A 17,839-nucleotide genomic window follows, 5' to 3' on the forward strand; every position below is an offset into this window, starting at 1 on the left:
ATTAGTTGAGTGATTAAACCTATAAAGCTGACTCTTATCGATAATTATAATGATTTGCTTCTAACTCATGAAGTCCTTAAACGCAACATGGAAGAGTTAGAACACGGTAAACGTTTTGACCAATTTCCTGAAGGGCATGACCACTATGAAAAAACTGTGAAAGAAGCTGTAGCAATCGTAGAGGCACGTTTGGAGGTGTTTCGAAAATGAAATCTCTTTTCTTTACTCTTGATGGTCATATGGTACCAGCCTCAGTGAATGTATCCCTTAACGGAGATGGAAATTATTATGCACCTATCGAAAGAGAATGTAACGAATGTGCGGGCACAGGCCACAAAGGGGCTGATGTATGTGAAAAGTGTCATGGGGTGCAAACAGTTGGACCCATTATTGAAAAATTAGTGGTACTAGAGCCAATTACCTTTCTCGATAACATTCCGGAACTGCGTGTTAACCCAACACTCGAAGCATGGAAATCCAGAAACCACGTACTTATTGAGAAAGCAAAAAAGGCTAACACTAAGTTTTCTAATAGTATATTGGCGCAACTAGACAATAACCGTTTTTTGACAGAACGCCAGCTGGATTGTTTCTTTACAACCTTTGATGTGATGTTGTCTGAAACTCCGGAAAATGAACAAGAAATTTTAAAACATAGCTACAATATCGGCCAGGTCATAAGCATTGAACTAACATTTACTGAAGTCAGGGCCGCGTACGCAAAAAGTAAAGGGAGTTATTTTTTTACATTTACTGGTAAAGTTAGAAATGACGGGATCGCTTTAACGGCCGATAAACAGGATCACATTTTATTGGGTGAACGTTATCATTTGACTGGAAAAGTCAGAAAATTCTATGATTTTGATTCGAAAAATTATGCTGCAATAACAGTTTTTAAGTTAAGTAAACTCCAAGACAGTTAAATGTTTTACTGCTTAAATATAGAGCCAAGACTTAAACTGTCGTTAGGACTCACTCACGTAATATTGTTGCTTACGCAATGGGTTTTATCCCTCATAAAGATCTGCGAGTATAAATCTTTTACATTTAAATTCCCCTCTATCACAACCTTTTCAATAGTAAAAAAATGATAATCTTATTAATTATAATTTTTAATTTTTTGTATACCAATACCATACAGTTAAGGCTAAAAGGTGATGATGGAGATGGACTTTAAAATGCACAATGATCTGGGTCTCGGTTTCATTTGTAAAAATGCAAGAACATCGTCAAAGCCAACGTTAAGAAAAGTTACTTTTCCGGTAAGCGCATATGAAACGTCTAAGCTTTCTTTAACCGGTTTTCAATGCCCCACAGCCTGCCGATTTCCTTTTTTTGTGCTATGCATGATAATCCATAACCATCTTTCGTCTGCATGCCCTATCAACCAAAATGAATGTTCAAATCATATATCGCAATTTTCTATCGACATTAAAGTACAAGATTGGCTTAGCCGTTCAAGAGTAGCGTTTATTGATTTCCATAATCTAAGAAATACAGATAAAACCACATTAATAACAGTGGAACATCTTGAAGCTTTACTTACTGTTATGTCAACTACTCTTGTCGCTTACGCTCCATATTCAAAAAAGAGACTTAACTTTAGCTTTCTAAATTCATTTACTTTGTCTAAAACTTCTCAAAGTTACACATTAACTTTCCCGGTAGTTCTCAGTCCGCTTTTAGATGCTCTTGGCGGTTTCATTCAGGAATGCATAACCGAAAAATTGTTAAAACGACGAAATTCGAATTTCATGGTTTACGAGTATCTTAAACGTTCAGGCCAGAGCTCTCATAAAGTGGAGGACATTAATAACGACTTACAGCTTAAAACTCTAAATATAAGACTTATGAGCGTCCTTACTGGGCTTTCTCAGCAAGGACTCATTTCATTTATTTGCGAAGGAAAGAGGGGCGACCGGAGAATAGAAGAGCTTCAGTTTATACCTTATGTTCAACGAACTCACCCTGAGGTATTAACTTTTCAGGAATGGATTAGCCCCGTTGATTAGAATTAACTCTATTTCAGCACGGCCAGTATTTCTGTTTCCGTTTTCCGTGTATTTGGCTTACTTCCTACGGATCGGTAAGCGCTGAGTCTGTGTATGACGAATCCACGCTCTTCATAGAGGCCCAAAGTGAATGGTGTCAGGCTATTTGATATCGCAACAGCAGCGCCTTTTCTGTGAGCGTCAACGAGCATATTTGCTAACAGCACGTGGTCGCTTTGGCTGAACGGTTTACCATCGTAACTGACAAAACTAGTTTTGCTTGTTTTGTCATATGGCGGATCACAATAAATCTGATCTCCTTCGCCGGTTGCGGCCAGAGTCTCCTCAAAACCAGCGGTGATCAGTTCAATACCTGAAAGACGAAATGAAAGGTAGTCTATTTTATTGAAGTCAAGCTTCAGTTCTGTATGTTTCCCCCAGGGCACTGAATAGATTCTTTCTGAGTTATAGCGGCACATACCGTTATAGCCCAGGCGATTCAGGGAGTAAAACAAAGCCGCTCTTTGAAGCGGTTGACCAGAAATACAGGTTTTGTTGAAACGGTCCCTCATCTCATAGTAGTCCTTTTCGACAAAGGTTTTATCCGCTAGGTTTTGGACCTGATTTATAAAGTTAGTTTTCTGTCTTTGAATAGTCCTGTATAGGTTGATCAAGTCTGGATTGCTATCTGCAAGCAATGCATTTTGTGCAAACATGTTCAGAAAAACGGCACCACCGCCTATAAAGGGTTCTACCCACCGGCAACTATGATCGTGTGGGTAGTGATGGCTGATGAAAGGCATCAGTTTCGTTTTTCCACCAGCCCATTTGATTATCGGCATGTGTCTGAGATGTCGAGTCAAAGTGTCTATACCTGAGAGAGAAATTTAGGTGCTGGTATCGTACCTAACCACGGGCTTTAACTAATAACTTAGGGAGCAAAAAAAAGTTGTTTAAGACGCACAGTTTTGACTTTCAGCATTGCGGATTTATAAGATTTTTCCTCACTGATACCTGAACTTTATGTTTTGGATTTATGTCTTTGTTTATGAAGCGATTTTGATGCCATCACAAGAAATGGGGAGCCCTCTTTTTTTGTGAAAAATCAGAATAGGCTCAAAAAGTACCTTTTTTGCGAAAAATTATGGATTTTTTTTTCGGTAGTATCCCCGCTACGCAGAAAGTAAGCAGAAAAATGTAACGGAGCCCCTATGAGTGTTTTACTGACAGAACCTACACAGCAAGCTAATGACAAGGTCTTTAAAACGGCCCATGTTGCCTTTTCAGTAGTTACTGGCACAGGTCGTTACGTCACTGGGCTTAAACAGTTCCGTGATGCAAACCCTGAACTTTGTACTGAAGTAAGTGACCAGAAAGCATGGGCTATCCACCCTTCAGTAATTCAGGTCACGCCAGGCTTCAACTCCCGCGAAATGGGAATGGGTGACGATTACTATAAGCTCCCTGAGGTTGAAGAACACATCTACAACATCAAGAATGCCTACATTCGAGGTGACTATGTAGACCCTATCCGAGTACGTGTCATTGATGGGGTACCTTTTGTTCGCCAGGGGCACTGCCGTTTAAAAGCCGCAATGATGGCATGTGATGAAGATCATGACATCACAATCCTTTGCGTTGAGATTAAAGAAGATGAAATTGGCTGTGAGCTCGCGACCATTGATGGTAACCGTGGTCTTGCGCTTTCTCCTGTTGCGCTTGGCGAGTCCTATCGTCGCCTACATTCTCTTGCTGGCTGGTCACTCGAACGAATTGCTCAACGTGAAAATAAAAGCCCGACGACCATCAGTTCTCTTATCCGCCTGACAACCTGTTCTGTTGTTATCAAGAAATGGATTCATGCTGACGCTATTTCGTATGTTAACGTGCTTTCACTGATCGATGAGCTCGGTGAAACAGAAGCAATTTCACGTATCAAGAAGATGATCGCGGAACTTGAGCAGGCCGATGCGAATGGCATCACGGTGAAAAAAACCCAACATGGTCAGGTACGAGTCAGACCTTCAGACTTCAAGCCAGCACGGATTCCGCCGGTTATTGCCACAAAAGCCGTAGAAGGCGTCAAACTCATCACCACCAGCTTATTACAGAAACTGGGGGATATTGAATTGCCGGAGATGACAGATTCAAGTGCTGACGAAGAAATCAACATTACGTTGAACCGCAGTACTCTGGAGATGCTGAGAAATCTTTCAAAAGAGATCACAGAATCAGAGAACAAGCAGCTTCGCCGTGCGGAGAATCGTCAGGCAAAACTTAATGGTGAGAAGCCAAAATACCCACGTAAAAAAAATGCTAAGAAGGCAGGGGAAGAGACCGATCAGGATACTGACCCACAGCCGGACGCAGAATAATTTACTTTTGGCAAAGTGTTGGTTTTGTCAGAGTCATTAAGGATTCAGGCTTTTTGCCCGCCTTTTTTAAACCTCCATGTATCGTTCTTGCCCCGTTTATGCGGGGCTTTTTTTTTGCTTCTTTCTATGAGTTGACATCTTTAAGTTTTATTCAGAGACATAAAAAACTTTTTCGTGTCACTGAACCTATTAGGTTACAGAGCGACGTTGCTATCCTGGTAAAAGTTTTTTCTAAAGGACCGGTAAAATGTCATCTCTTGATTCTGAAGCTAAACCCGATAATGCAGGTCACAGCGTACTGGCTTTAACAACCTCTCATAGCCTGGTGGTTAGCTCTTCTGAAACATTTCTTCCAGATATGCGCAAAGAGCTCGGCATTATCGCGGATCTTGTTGAGTCCTATAATGATGAACTCTGCTTGTTGAAACACATGGCTGTCCAGTTCAAAACCCACAATCACCAGAAACTTTATTCTTATCTCTCAGGCTACAACCACAGTATCTCTGAAGCGGATGCCTTGTTCGCGGAAAACGCTCTGAGATCTGAATACTGGAAACGCGTTATGGCACTCACTGATGTTTTGCCTATCATGTCGGATGCCAAACGTAACGAATGGGATAAGCAGTTTACGGCCGACCGCTATATTATGCCGCCTCAGGTGATCCCTGATTTCACAGCTGACGCTGTAGTAGGCACAGTCGTTGCTTTGCTTAATGACCGCAATCAATTTATTAAAGAAAGGGTTTACGACGTCTTCCAGTCTCTGAGCCGCAGTCATAAGACAAACAAAGCTTTTGGGTTCTCCACCCGCATGATCACTACCGGAGTTTGCGAGCCGTCTAAATACCCCTGGCAGAAATTAAGGGTGGATTTTAAAGAGTCTGGCATTTCACCACTGAGCGAGCTCCGCGTTATATGCGCATTCTTCCGTGGCGAACAGGTGAAGGCGATCCATAACACCAAATCATTGGTTGAGGCGTTGGTCGAACATGAGGGGTTCAGAAAATGGATCTGCATCGATGGCAACAGTATTCGTTTCAGGGTTTACAAAAATGGATCAATGCATATTGACGTCCACCCTGATATCGCCGAGCGGCTTAACAATATTTTATCAGCTATCGTACCGCTGGCATTACCTGCCGACCGCATGGCTCATAGCAAGAAATCTTTGGAGGCATTCCCTGTACTTAAGCAGTGCATCGACTTTGATACCCGGATGCAGCTTTCTGAACTAATGTTTAAAAATGACGGGGACAATAAATGGAGTTGCTGGACATCTTTAGGGTCTCTCGCCGAACGCAAATCTTCGAGTGTTGCCGCTGACACCCTTCGGTTCTTAGGGGCAACAGTAACAAAATACGATGTGACATTTTCCTATGATCCGTGTGAGGTTATTCGTTACATCGGCCAGATAGGGGAGATGCCTGATATTGTATCGCATCAGTTTTACCCTTCATCTTGCCGAATCAGCGAATATGTATATTCCCTGCTCGGTGCAGGGGAAGGGGATACCCTCCTGGAGCCTAATATTGGCCATGCGGATTTGCTTAAATCATTCCCTGCCGGTGTGATCGTTACTGGCATCGAGCTTGATACTTTGAATTGCCTTATCTCCCGGGCTAAGGGATACGATACGACAGAAGCTGACTTCCTCACATGGTCTAAGTCTAATCAACAGAAGAAGTTTGATTATGTCGTGATGAACCCACCTTTTGCCGATAACCGGGCCAGGCTGCATCTCCAGGCAGCTGCATCTCATCTCGCAGCCGGGGGATCTCTAGCAGCCGTTCTTCCATTATCTCTTCAGGGGCTCGATAACCTTCTGGGGGAAGAATTCCGGACGGAATGGATGGACGTTTTTGAGAACGAGTTTGAAAACACGACCGTTTCGGTTCGCATCCTGTACGCCGAACGTATTCAACAAGAGGAAGTCCTATGAGCAACCAACCCACCAGCCTGCCAGAAGAAGATATTGAGTTTGTTATGGATACCTTTCAGAGGAGCATGGGTAAATCCAAACCTGTCAGGGATACTCAAATAGAGGGCGAGAAACCGCAAAGTAAAGAGTCCGCAAACTCAACTGAAAACCCCGGTTATGAAGAATTCTTTTAATTACGCTCATGATATCCTGGTGCAGTTATTTAGAATGATATTTGAGGGATGGGGGACATTGTGATTAAAAGGCGTAACATTCGACGATCAGTTTATGGATTGCTTATTGTTCTTATCGCCGGAAATGTGTGGTTAGGCCTTAGAGCTGATAAAATTCATAAAGTGCGTTATCAGGATTTCTGGTCACCGGCAACTGTGATTAAAGTAACTGTAATGCCTTCAACGAATGAAATCCAGCTCAGTGGTAAAATCCCTAAATCGGTAAGAGTTTCAAACAATTATGTTGAGTACTCGTTACCGGGCACACTCTCGGACAAGACCATTTACCGAAGCGTGTTAGAAGATGAGATGCTCACTTTGCTTAATGCTGGAGGTCAACTTGAAGTTAAATACACTCTGGACAAGCAGACAAATCGAACTAAGGTATGCACTAAGTGCTTACGGGTGATTAAAGATATTAACCATCAATATTCAGCCACTGAGGTAAAGCATGGGCAGTCCTAAATTTGAAATTGCTGAGCAAATTAAAATGTGGATCGTTGTTTATCTAGTTTGCTTTTTAGCACTTTACTGTGTGTTAAGCGCTCTACATGCGCTTTATGATCCGCTAAATTTACCTGCCCTGACGTGGCCTATCAGCTGGTTCGTGGTGCCTGAAATGACAAGTTTTGGCAGTGCATTATTAGCTTTTGTCCTAACGCCAGGCCTTTGCTCTATAATTGCTGTTTTATTCGGTAAGTCTACCTTTAAAAAAGCTAAAACAAAAATATAGAGTTAATTAGATTGGTGGCTCAGGTTTATAAAACCTCTCACTAGAGAGGTTTATTTATTATTTTTGACTGAGATTAACAGCGTTTTCCATAAATGTATCAATAACAACCGTAAGAGACTGGCTGGTACCATGGCTATACTCAGGCCAAGGTAAAAAAGGATATGAAGAATACGCCATCAACATGATACTGGTTGGGCAACGCCAGTCCGTTGGAACACCTTTACTGTAATGGACAATCATAGCCGGGCGACTACAATCAATATCTCCAGCGTTTTTATCGAGTACGAAAGTAGCCAGAACGCCGGTGTCCTTCTGGGATACGAAAACAAGGCTGTCAGTAAAAATAAAGGCCATTAAGGAAGAGGCCAGGAAAGCGCCAGTAAATAAGGACTTCTTCTCTTTCCAAACGCGTCGAGCATATAACCCCATTAGCGCTACCGCTGAAACCATTCCGGACCACTGAGCACCCAAAGAAAAATCTGTTACTGTTTTAGATGTCATACTTTCATTAATAGTAATCATTGCGACAATGAATGGTGATGCAATTCCAAGTGTTGCTAGGACTATCAGCGATATTTCAGACCGGTTTTCTTTAGCGGATCCTTTACTTATTGCAGACATTGCTCTGAACATAACGAATGTACTGTTGAGCATCAGAAAACAGCATAAGAGCATGTATAACATTGGGTTTCCTCAACCTAGAAGTGATGGTTACCCTGTTATTTTACATAAATTTGACTCAACAGATGCTTTTAAAATCTCGCTTCCTTGAATTTAAAAACATATCAGCACAATTGGCAAACATAAAGGAGCAGCGTCTATCAAAAGTTACTTTTATGATTGGTTGAATACTCATTTTGAAGGCTAAAATCCAAAAAAGTGGGTACAAAAAGTTACTTTTGCGTCATCCAGATGCACTGCCGCCATTTTGCATTCTGTACGTTGGTTGCTTTCTCACTTGATGTCTCTTTTAACAGGCAAATTATCACTTTATCCGACCGGACCTTGTAGGCTGAATCCGTAGAATAAGGCTATAACCTATTCCCGGAGCATCATATGCGTAAAACTCTAATTGGCTGCATGGTTGCAACTGCCCTTGCTACTGTATCTTCGGCACATGCTCAGGTATTTAGCTACTCATTTACAGATACCAATAAGGCTGTTCGGAATATTAAGCCTGCAACACAAACATATCTTAATCCCGCTGGTGTTTTGACTCTGAACTTGATATCGGGTCTTGATCGGTACGAGCGAGTGACGGTCACACGAGACAGCGATAAAAAGGTTATGTATTCCTCCGTCTCGACCAAAACGAGCGTTGCAGATCGTATCGTTGCTGCCGATGGAACAGAATACTATGGAAAGGATATGGTTCTACCGGCGCTCGGAGAAGGGACCTTTACTGTAGTCAATGAAACTCTGGATATTCGCCAGACTGTAGTGAGCACATCTACTTATCATTTCATCGTTGATACAACTCCTCCACGCTATAAGAGTATTTATCCGAGTCAAAACGCAGGTTACGACATGGTACTTTCTGGGCCACTTTGGGAGTTGGGCCGAGGCGGTAGTGGCCAGTTTTCTATATTTGCAGACGGTATTGAGGATGCTAGTGGAATTGCCAAGATCCGTCTTGTCATTAAACGAAGTAATGGTTCTGTGGTCTCCGACAATAACCTGAGTTATGACACAGCCAATAAACGTGCGTTCTATCCGTGGATTAAAGATATGAACACCCAGGCTGGCATGCCCTCAAGTGATCTTGATGAAGAATTCACCTTCAATTTCATCGTTACGGACCTGGCAGGAAATACGCTTAACATTCCTCCCCAGCGGTTTTTATATGACGATCAAATGGGAGAATTTACGCCATTTGCAGTTCATGACTCACGTGTAAGCACCAGTGTTGTACCCGGCATTTCTTCGGGATACGTCCCGTTTAAACGAGGCCTTACAGTGCTGGAAAACCCCTACAAGTTGGTTATACGTATCCCAAGAACTAACTGGAAGCCATATCGAAATGGTGGCATGAGCATTACCAATAACTATGGCGGAGTACAGGTCCTTTCCGAAGATGCCACCTATGTCTACGTGGAAGTTAAGCTGCCACAGGGTGCCTTAGATGGAAACTACTATAGACCTGTGAATACATATCAATGGTCTGGAGGAGATCTTGGTCAGTATGCCAGCTGGCTCAACTGGGATCCTGCCTCTGTAAAGAGTCCGGCTTGGGGAAGTTCACCCATAGAACGACAAAAGGCTGATGGAACATGGTTCAACAGCGTAAACTGGAACCTGTTCAAGGCATCTGATATGCCTATAAAACTTACTAATATCCGGTTCAATGTACAGGCTAGGCCATATGATCAAAAAATCACTGGCGGAGCAACATGCAGTATTCCAGCTGGCTCAACAACCTGTACCGTCTCTTTGCCCCAGGATATTATAAATGGCACTACCGGCTATCTTCATAGTGGCTATGAAGTAAGGTCAACCACCGAAGCAACCTTCTTTGCCCCTATATGGGAGAATATAGCCTGGCATACACTGGGTCCCTCCGTCACTGGATTTGATTACATTGAAACCACCAACATTCTCCAGGTTTACGTGAATCAACCTGGAGATGGTTCATATTTCGACCATGTTTATGTAAATCGAGTTTGGTTGTCAGATAAAAACCGTAACAACGCAGAAATAAGCGTAACCGGCAAACAAACAGGTAGAAATATGGCGTCTGGGAACTACACGTATGAGTTCAACATGAAAGAGGTACCAGAAGGCAGTTATAACGTGGTAATTAATGCCCAAGATACATTCAACAATACCGGTAACCTCCCTTATCAAACTGTTGTCGTTGATAATACAGCACCATCTGTAAGTATTAGCTACGAAGGAAAACCGATCAGCAAAAACGTAACAGTATATGGGCTGGAGAACGTCCGTATACAGCTCACCGATGCTCTAACTAAACCATCCTTAAGCCGTATGACTCTTCGCGGTGGCCCTGTTTCTGATGCGGTGGAATTGTCTTGGGTGAATCTGGGAAACAACCTGTATGCACCTAATTATCCCAAGATCTTTCCGTCTCTTAATGAAGGCGAAACATACACTCTCACAGTTCAGGCCAAAGATGAGATGAACAACGTTAAAGAAAGCTCAGTCGAATTTAACTACCTTCCAAACAATCTCGTCAGGCTAGAGAATCTGAAAACCTTAGCTGTCAATGCTTCTCTCAAAACATCTGACAATACTCCTCTGGCTGTTCTGTATGCCAGCCAGCTGCGTAAAAAGGATGGTTCAATCGCTACAGGGCTTCAGGACGCAGTGCTTACTGTCCGTAAGGACGCTGCATTCGGCGTGACTGTAAATGGTGTTTCTGCGATGCCAGGTGAAAGCAAAGAGCTTCAACTGGATTTGGGGCTCGGGGACAGCCGTAGCTTTCCTATTTTCCCTGCTGTATCCGGCCTTACAGGCAGATCTGAGTTCATGATTAACATTGAAGAATTAAAATAAAGCAGGGCTGTTTTGCTGAAGCACAACGGCCGTCTTCTGATGCGCCGTAGCCCATGTTGTTGCAAATCAGTCCGACGTTCATTGCGTAAGTAACGCTTACTGCGGACCATGGTAGTGATTAGACTCACTACCATGGTCATTTCACCACATATCTTCTCTGCATTGCTCTTGTTGGGCAGACTAGTAACTCGTCACTAAATTGCAGCTTTTGTCTTGCTAAGTCGCTGGTATAACTGCACTACGAAATCGTCAAAAGATTTTATCCCTCATGTAGATCCAATAAATGATCCCAAAGGTGCCAGAGAGTACAAAGAAGATCCCGGTACGCTGTAGGCCGCATGGTTACTGGGCTGGAGCATTGTCACTGACAACAGTAGCGACATAAGTGACAACGGGAGTGACTTAAAAGACAATGGTAGAGACTATTTCGACGTTGGTAATGATTTTAAGTGACAATGGTAGTGAGGTTAGACTTAAACTTCCACTGTAAGGTAAGGTGACTCGCATTATTTAAATAAATTATTACTTTCAATTACTTGCGACACGAGTCTGCATGTATGCTTCTATTTCTCAAAAATTTATCCACCGAAAATGCCTGTGGCTGTGATTTAGCTTTGACGACAGTTTTTATCAGGGAGGCAAGTTGAGACCTGTATAAGAACTAAGCATTTATTTATCCCCATTTTCCACAAGGTAGTTCCAATAATTAGTACCTTAGTGTTCCTGATAGATCAAAAGAGATCCCCGCTGCCTCCAGGCCAGACGGCACAAGGCCTGAGACGTGATCAGTGACAACAGTAGTGATTATTTTGACATTGGTAGTGATTATTATAACGTTGGTAATGAGTTTTTTGACATCAGTAGTGATCAGAGCGACAATAGTAGTGACTTTTCATTAGATCTTTTTAACTTGATCTGATCCGTTGTTGATAAGAGTTGCAGGTCATTGTATGCAAAGAGTTTTTGCCAAGTTTTAATGAGTGGAGTCGTTTTTTTAGGTAGAACTTATGCACAGATATGGATCATCACAATGATCCATCCAGTGACATAGAGTTCGCTGGGGCTTACTATTCACCAATCTGTTTACACATTCAGTGATAACTTATTATGACTAAAGAGAAAGATACTGAGCAGCAGGACCTGGTCACCAGGGCTTTCTCTGTTAGAGAGAAAGAATCAGGTAAAGACATCATTTTGCGTCCTAACAGCAACCGTACGGTGCAGTCTATTGCTTTGATGCGGCTCGGGCTGTTCGTCCCATCACCAAAGAGTGTGGGGCGTCAAAATCGGGAATATAAAACGGTTGGCTTTGACGCAACGAAAGAGTTACAGACGCTCTCTTTAATGGAGAGCGAGGGGTTCACCAATATTTCAATTGTCGGTGAGCGTCTTGATATGTCAGTAGATTTTAAGACGTGGATGGGCATCATTCGAACCTATGCCAATCATCCGATTAACAATGACACGATAAGCTTAAAATTCACTGAATTCCTCAAGCTATGTACGCCTGAAAATTATCGCTCATCTACAGCGTCCAGAAAACGTATAGACGCCTCCTTACGCAGGTTAGCATCCGTTACCTTGTCGTTCACCAGTAATAACTCGTCCAAAGTCTATACAACGCATCTGGTACAGTCTGCCCTGTTAGACCCGGAATCAGATCAGGTTGTCCTTCAGGTTGATCCTAAGATTTTCGAGCTCTATCAATACGATCATAAGGTTTTGATGCAGCTGAAGGCAATTAAGGAGTTGGCCAAGAAGGAAAGCGCCCAGGCTCTCTATACGTTCATAGAGTCATTACCGCCAAATCCTATACCGATATCCCTTACTCGGCTGAAAAATCGTCTGAACCTCAAAACACGAGCAAATAGTCAGAATGCTACCGTGAGAAAGGCTCTTGAAGAGTTGGCATCGATAGGATACCTCCAGTACACCGAAATTAAGAAAGACGGAAAAGTATACTTCCAGATTCATAAGCGGGATCCCGATCTGAATTTGAACAATACTCAGCCTCCTTTAGAAGTGGTTGAAGATGAAGAAGAGAACTCAGGGTCTTCTGTTTTAGAAGGTGAGTTATGCCCACCAGCTGACCCGATAGACGGCGATGATGTTCTTACCGTCCATGATTTAACCGCTGAAGAACTGCGCTATATTCGTAGTCTTCGAAGCCAGAAAAAGAACAGCAACGCCAGCTAAAGTTAACCCGGCGGTTCAGGCTCCGGGTGCTAAATTACTTCTTCGATTTTCGTTAGTCCCAGCCCGCTCTTTCACGTCAACGGTAATGAGTCAAAAGTCATTACCGTTGTCATTGTTCTCTACCACCCTATGTAGATCGAGATTGCGAATTCAACGCTTTCTCCTGAGTCACCTGTTAACACCCGGTTTCTACGCTTTACTTCATTGGCCAGTACATCCAACGGAAAATATCGTAACGGGGTGACAATGGCAGTGAGTTGACCCACTCACTACCATCGACATTCAAATCCCGGCTTCTCTGGTAGCTATAGTGACAATGGTAATGATGTGTACCTTACTGGCATTGTCATTGTCCTCCGAGTGTGCGTTCAGCTTTGGGAGGACACCGGAACTTAATGCGGCGAGTCACGGCCATTGTGAATCTCGATTGGATTGGCGAATACGGCTTCCGGTTGGGCCAGATGTCAATGGTTATGCTTCATCCAGCTCATTACTGTAGTCATTGCCGTTCAGCTGAGCTGATGCTCCTCTCATTCTATGTGGCGACAACGGTAGTGAGCCCAGAAAGTGACTACCGTTGTCATGGCCGTCCAGTAGAGCGGGTCAACCTCTTAAATCACAGGGTGACAACGGTATTGAGCCCAGAAAGTCACTACCGTTGTCATGGACGTCTGGTTAAGCGGATCTACCTCTCAATTCACAGGGTGACAATGGTAGTGAGCCCAGCAAGTCACTACCGTTGTCATAGTCGTCCCGTTGAGCAGATCAACCTCTTAACTTACAGGATGACAACGGTAGTGAGCCTATTAAGTCATTACCGTTGTCATTGCCATCCAGAAGAGCGGATGATCCTCTCAATTCATACGGCGACAATGGCACTGAGCCCAGCAAGTCACTTCCGTTGTCATAGCCTTCCAGAAGAGCAGATGAGCCTCTTAATTAACAGGGTGACAACGGTAGTGAGCTCATTAAGTCATTACTATTGTCATGGCCGTACAGCTGAGCTGATCATCCTCTCAATTCACACGCCGACAATGGTAGTGAGCTATTAAAGTCACTACCATTGTCATAGACGTCCAGTTAAGTGGACCATCCTCTCAATACACACGGTGACAACGGTAGTGAGCCATTAGAATCACTACCGTTGTCATTGCTTTTCAGGTGCACTGATAAGGCTCTCAATAGACACGACGACAATGGCAGTGAGCAATTAGAGTCACTTCCGTTGTCATTGCTTTCAGCTGAGCTGATAAGGTACGTCATTTACACGATGACAATGGCAGTGAGCCAATCGAGTCACTACCGTTGTTAATGCCGACCAACCGAGGGAAGGGTCCGCTCAAAGAACTGAGTGACAACAGTAGTGAGATCATCCAATCACTACCATTGTCAGCTTAAACCTGTAGGACGAAGAGGCTTGTCCGATAAAATGACGACAATGGAAATGAGCCTATCCATCACTACCACTGTCATTAAAGTCCAGCGGTTCAACGTTAATCAGTAGCTCCGGATGACAATGGTTGTGAGTCAGGCAATTCCCAAGCATTAAGTGACAGCAGCGTAACACCTCTAAGCTCACTCCTGTTGTCAGGGGTTAGGGTATTGAGTCTCTACCGTCGTCAGTGTTTCTGAGACACCAGTATTGCAGATCACTACAATTGTCACTTAAGTATCGACGGGGGAATAGATGCAAGTGACTGGCTAACCAGTACCAGTTTAGATTCAAAACGATCCCATCTTTGTGGATGCACTTGAGTAAGCTCGTATGACGATATGTCAGAGAAGTGACAACGGGAGTGAGTTGCCGGACTCACTACCGTTGTCATCCCCGGTTGAAGGAAGAGGATCCCCGGGGCTGTATATTTACCGGGTATCCTTACTCAAGGGTTTCGACACTCACTCCCATTGTCGTAATCAACGAGTGTGCATTGTCTTTTAAAAGCATCGCTGGAAACGTACGATTAAAGTAACTTTTCTTTCGGTTCTTCCTTGCGAATCTCTGAAGACGTACTGGCTGATCGGAGTCAAGGAGGGCAGTAAAATTGAAGCCGTCAGTTTTACTGTCGGCTCCGGGTAGTTACTTCAACTCGTCGATCTGAATCATGAATTCTGAGGTGCCAACTTTCCCATTTTCGGAAGGATAAACGGGTAACAGAAGATTATCCCCCTGGCCCATATCTATTTGCACCTCAACTGACTCACCTGGAGCCGCCTGTGCCCCGTTAAATTTAATACCGAAGGCTGCATCCTTCCGCACAGTCAGCGTTGCGTTCTGGACCCCTTTAGCAATTTCTCCATTTGTCTTACGCAGAACGTTAGTGGACAGGTACGCAAGGGGTACGCCATCTGTCGTTTTGAGAGGCGAACTGACCGATAATGTGCGTAGATTATGTAACTGCACAAGGTTATTCGGTAGATAACTGAACTTCTGAGTATAGGTTTTGGTATTCGACTGACTATCGGCAACTGTTACGCTAATTGAATAATTTTCAGATGGTTCGAAATTTGGGAACAGCCTCGGATACTCAGGCATGTATGTATCTTTGCCTGCCGGTGACCACGTAAGCTCAACGTTATCAGCTGTGGGGCCACCTACGAGCTGAAGACGGGTTATCCTCGGGGTTGTCAGATTATCTGCCAGAGCGATCCTGAGGTTCTCCAGGCCGTACACTACCGTATCGTCTTTTACCGGCTTTCCGTCGAATGTTATGGCCACTGTCGGAGGAGTGTTATCCAGAGCAATTTCTCCGAAAGTTTTATTGGTCTGGTTCTGGAAGAAGTCCCTGATGTTGACCTCAACGTTGTATTTTCCTTCAGACTGACGGGATAAATCATAAGCAATCGTGTAGTTACCTGAGATACGAGATTTGATTACGCCTGTGGGTGACATCCGGGTACCGGTGTTCTTATCGGAAAGATAAAATTCCCTCAATGAGACCGAGTCGAACCAGTTACCATCGCCTTCAAGTGACGCCAGTACATCCAGCTGCTTGTTAGTCTCGTCATATGATATCGAGTTTATTACCGGCAGTTGTTTATTGTTCCAGCGTGTCATAATCCATTGCTCAGACCGCAAAATGGGATTGCTGATGCTGCGAACGAAGTAAAGGATCCTATTGTAGCCCTGGGTACCCAAGGCCATATCAAACGTCTCAGGCGCTTCACACGAGGTTTTTCCTGCCGGAATGGTGCAGGTCGCCTTACCGCCGATCTCTTGTGCAAAGGGCCGGGCTTCAACGTTAAAACGAAGTCGGGAAATTTTAATTGGCAGTCGTGATGAAGCCACACTCTCAAAATCCTTCCACTTAACCCAGTTCCCCTTATCATCGAGGAAATCTACCCAGGTACCCGCAAATGCAGGCGTTTGGTTTGCAGATGGGTTTAGAACGAGGCTGTATGACGGATAATACCCTCCCCACTGGCCAAAGTTCGCCATACGAGCCATATCCCCATTAATTGAGCCATAGGGAAGAGTCATTTCAACATAAGCATAAGTGCTGTCTACAGCTATCTCTTTGGGGGCGGAATATTGATTGATGAACTGAAGCCCACCTTCTGAATAAGCACGGTAGTTAGATTTTGGGATCCGGTAGACTAATCGAATAGGGTTTTCGTTAACGACCATACCGGCTTTGTAAGCCGGATAATTAGAAACCCCGGGTACGACGCTGGAAGACGTATTTGGATCATGAACGGCCCACAGTGTCATCTCACCCAGCGTGTTGTCGTAGCGAAATTTTTGAGTTGGCAGCGTTCGGCTATTACCTGCGTTATCGAAGATAACAACTTTTGCAGTAAAGTCTTCATCCAGGTTGCTGTCTGGTATTCCGGTTCCCTTAACTGAATTCTTAGAGTAAGTGTGGTACATCTTTTGGCCGGATACGTCATACTGCATCTGTGTAGTGCTGTAGAGGCTACCGTCCTGCCTGTAAATATATATTAGGCCCTTATCAATACCATTTGCATCACTTACGCCCGAAGAGGTGAAGTCATACTGCCCCGTTGCCTCTAATCCAAGCTTCCACACGTCACCAGCGGTAGAGCCAGAACCAGTATTAGCGGTAAGAGCATTTGCCGCTGGAGGGGTGACATCAATTAGCCAGTTATAGTTATAGGTCGCTACAGGCTTCTGATTGAGATCTAACACGTTTATCTGAACGACAAATTTGCCTTCACCCAAAGCAGGCAAAGTTACTTTTTTGCCGTAGAACTCACTACCGTCAGCAGCTGTTAGTCGGTCTGATACACCCGTCCGTGTAGTCGTAGTATTAAGAATGACAGTTCCAGTGTCTTTCGTGACTTTGACATTAACGAAACGATCAAGACCTGAAATAAGTGTCAAAGTTACCGGTGATGCCGGATTAAGCATAAGACGAGAAGACGGGGCGTGGATCTCAATACCGTTCGTGTCTTTAAAGGCCGATTCATATATCTGAGCTGGGGCCTGAACAGACATACCGAGTCCGGCTACAGCAGTAATAAAAGCGAGATGTTTCATTCTTATTCCCCTTTAGGTTTGGTGTTATTTTAAGCTTTTCCTAAAGGTCACTATGTTCGTAAAAGTATAAAAAACTTCTCCATATGGTGCTCGAAATTACAAATCTATAATTTGCCTTTCGACAAACCTTATTGTGCGTTCAGGACGGAAATCTTTCTTTTTGGAATTACATCTGACATTTCTGTGGTGTCCAAACTGGCAACGATTGCAAAACTTATAACATTAGCCTGAAACTATCGGCATCCACATATCGCATTAAGTGATGCTTTTACTTTGTGTAAAAAAGAATCAGGATAAATTAGGTATGTCAGATATAAATGCGTTAACGGACGGCATATATGAATCAAAACCTGGCGGCATTACGCCACCAGTCGAGAGGGGA

At 43.7% G+C, this 17,839-nt stretch carries 13 protein-coding genes; 10 read left to right on the plus strand and 3 right to left on the minus strand.

Annotated features, from left to right (window positions below; genetic code table 11):
• Positions 1 to 9: 9 nt before the first annotated feature.
• The 3 genes from QMN38_RS21960 to QMN38_RS21970 all read left to right on the plus strand — a co-directional run bounded on the left by QMN38_RS21960 (position 10) and on the right by QMN38_RS21970 (position 2,012).
• Complete coding sequence (locus tag QMN38_RS21960; protein ID WP_000594930.1) at positions 10 to 210, plus strand: hypothetical protein; 201 nt, start codon at positions 10 to 12, stop codon at positions 208 to 210.
• Entirely contained in the window at positions 207 to 923 is a 717-nt protein-coding gene (locus QMN38_RS21965) for a DnaJ-like cysteine-rich domain-containing protein (RefSeq protein WP_000838219.1), read from the plus strand. The genes QMN38_RS21960 and QMN38_RS21965 overlap by 4 nt, the downstream gene beginning before the upstream one ends.
• A gap of 255 nt (positions 924 to 1,178) precedes the next feature.
• Positions 1,179 to 2,012, plus strand: a complete 834-nt coding sequence (locus QMN38_RS21970) for a hypothetical protein (protein ID WP_001805246.1) — start codon at positions 1,179 to 1,181, stop codon at positions 2,010 to 2,012.
• 8 nt (positions 2,013 to 2,020) lie between these two features.
• Here the strand turns inward: QMN38_RS21970 and QMN38_RS21975 are convergent, their stop codons facing one another.
• On the minus strand, positions 2,021 to 2,833 hold the full coding sequence (locus QMN38_RS21975; RefSeq protein ID WP_001121574.1) for a DNA adenine methylase: 813 nt from the start codon (positions 2,831 to 2,833) through the stop codon (positions 2,021 to 2,023).
• Positions 2,834 to 3,202: 369 nt separating this feature from the next.
• Between QMN38_RS21975 and QMN38_RS21980 the strand changes: the two genes are divergently transcribed.
• The 5 genes from QMN38_RS21980 (at position 3,203) to QMN38_RS22000 (ending at position 7,250) form a co-directional block, all read left to right on the plus strand.
• On the plus strand, positions 3,203 to 4,366 hold the full coding sequence (locus QMN38_RS21980) for a hypothetical protein (protein ID WP_000114860.1): 1,164 nt from the start codon (positions 3,203 to 3,205) through the stop codon (positions 4,364 to 4,366).
• A gap of 247 nt (positions 4,367 to 4,613) precedes the next feature.
• On the plus strand, positions 4,614 to 6,305 hold the full coding sequence (locus tag QMN38_RS21985) for a DUF4942 domain-containing protein (RefSeq protein ID WP_000096325.1): 1,692 nt from the start codon (positions 4,614 to 4,616) through the stop codon (positions 6,303 to 6,305).
• Positions 6,302 to 6,478 (plus strand): hypothetical protein, encoded by a 177-nt coding sequence (locus tag QMN38_RS21990; protein WP_000070862.1) that lies wholly within the window; start codon positions 6,302 to 6,304, stop codon positions 6,476 to 6,478. The genes QMN38_RS21985 and QMN38_RS21990 overlap by 4 nt, the downstream gene beginning before the upstream one ends.
• 60 nt (positions 6,479 to 6,538) lie before the next feature.
• Positions 6,539 to 6,982, plus strand: a complete 444-nt coding sequence (locus QMN38_RS21995; RefSeq protein WP_001805248.1) for a hypothetical protein — start codon at positions 6,539 to 6,541, stop codon at positions 6,980 to 6,982.
• Positions 6,969 to 7,250: a hypothetical protein gene (locus tag QMN38_RS22000; protein ID WP_000535423.1), complete on the plus strand. Its 282-nt coding sequence runs from the start codon at positions 6,969 to 6,971 to the stop codon at positions 7,248 to 7,250. Before QMN38_RS21995 ends, QMN38_RS22000 begins: the two co-directional genes overlap by 14 nt.
• 57 nt (positions 7,251 to 7,307) lie before the next feature.
• On the opposite strand, the gene QMN38_RS22005 is transcribed toward QMN38_RS22000, so the two are convergent.
• Complete coding sequence (locus QMN38_RS22005) at positions 7,308 to 7,934, minus strand: hypothetical protein (protein ID WP_000966518.1); 627 nt, start codon at positions 7,932 to 7,934, stop codon at positions 7,308 to 7,310.
• 372 nt (positions 7,935 to 8,306) lie between these two features.
• Between QMN38_RS22005 and QMN38_RS22010 the strand changes: the two genes are divergently transcribed.
• Both QMN38_RS22010 and repHI2 read left to right on the plus strand, forming a co-directional pair.
• The gene (locus QMN38_RS22010; RefSeq protein WP_001232713.1) at positions 8,307 to 10,763 is read left to right on the plus strand and encodes an Ig-like domain-containing protein; all 2,457 of its coding nucleotides are present in this window, start codon (positions 8,307 to 8,309) and stop codon (positions 10,761 to 10,763) included.
• 1,107 nt (positions 10,764 to 11,870) lie between these two features.
• Positions 11,871 to 12,959 (plus strand): IncHI-type plasmid replication initiator protein RepHI2, encoded by a 1,089-nt coding sequence (gene repHI2, locus QMN38_RS22015; protein ID WP_000159528.1) that lies wholly within the window; start codon positions 11,871 to 11,873, stop codon positions 12,957 to 12,959.
• 2,077 nt (positions 12,960 to 15,036) lie between these two features.
• Here the strand turns inward: repHI2 and QMN38_RS22020 are convergent.
• On the minus strand, positions 15,037 to 17,457 hold the full coding sequence (locus tag QMN38_RS22020; protein ID WP_000681217.1) for an Ig-like domain-containing protein: 2,421 nt from the start codon (positions 17,455 to 17,457) through the stop codon (positions 15,037 to 15,039).
• Positions 17,458 to 17,839: the final 382 nt, after the last annotated feature.

The sequence above is a fragment of the Citrobacter sp. R-1.5.2 genome, assembly GCF_035064245.1.
Lineage (GTDB): Bacteria > Pseudomonadota > Gammaproteobacteria > Enterobacterales > Enterobacteriaceae > Citrobacter.